We start from the raw sequence: 639 nt of genomic DNA, 5'->3' as shown, positions 1-639 counted from the left end.
CAGCACTTACACACCCGACCTATCAACGTTGTAGTCTTCAACAACCCTTTAGAGACCTTAAAGGTCTAGGGATGACTCATCTTGAGGCTCGCTTCCCGCTTAGATGCTTTCAGCGGTTATCGATTCCGAACTTAGCTACCGGGCAATGCGTCTGGCGACACAACCCGAACACCAGCGGTTCGTCCACTCCGGTCCTCTCGTACTAGGAGCAGCCCCTCTCAATCATCCAACGCCCACGGCAGATAGGGACCGAACTGTCTCACGACGTTCTAAACCCAGCTCGCGTACCACTTTAAATGGCGAACAGCCATACCCTTGGGACCGACTTCAGCCCCAGGATGTGATGAGCCGACATCGAGGTGCCAAACACCGCCGTCGATATGAACTCTTGGGCGGTATCAGCCTGTTATCCCCGGAGTACCTTTTATCCGTTGAGCGATGGCCCTTCCATTCAGAACCACCGGATCACTATGACCTGCTTTCGCACCTGCTCGAATTGTCATTCTCGCAGTCAAGCGGGCTTATGCCATTGCACTAACCTCACGATGTCCGACCGTGATTAGCCCACCTTCGTGCTCCTCCGTTACTCTTTGGGAGGAGACCGCCCCAGTCAAACTACCCACCAGGCACTGTCCGTAA

1 rRNA gene is annotated in these 639 nt (G+C 54.5%); it reads right to left on the bottom strand.

Features of this window, described 5'->3' with window-relative positions:
* Window positions 1-639 (bottom strand): 23S ribosomal RNA (locus tag C9J40_RS21855); the annotation flags it as partial.

It is taken from the genome of Photobacterium sp. GB-72, from assembly GCF_003026095.1.
GTDB lineage: Bacteria > Pseudomonadota > Gammaproteobacteria > Enterobacterales > Vibrionaceae > Photobacterium.
The sequence above is the reverse complement of the archived record's forward strand: the minus strand, read 5'-3'. Positions and strand labels throughout refer to the sequence as shown.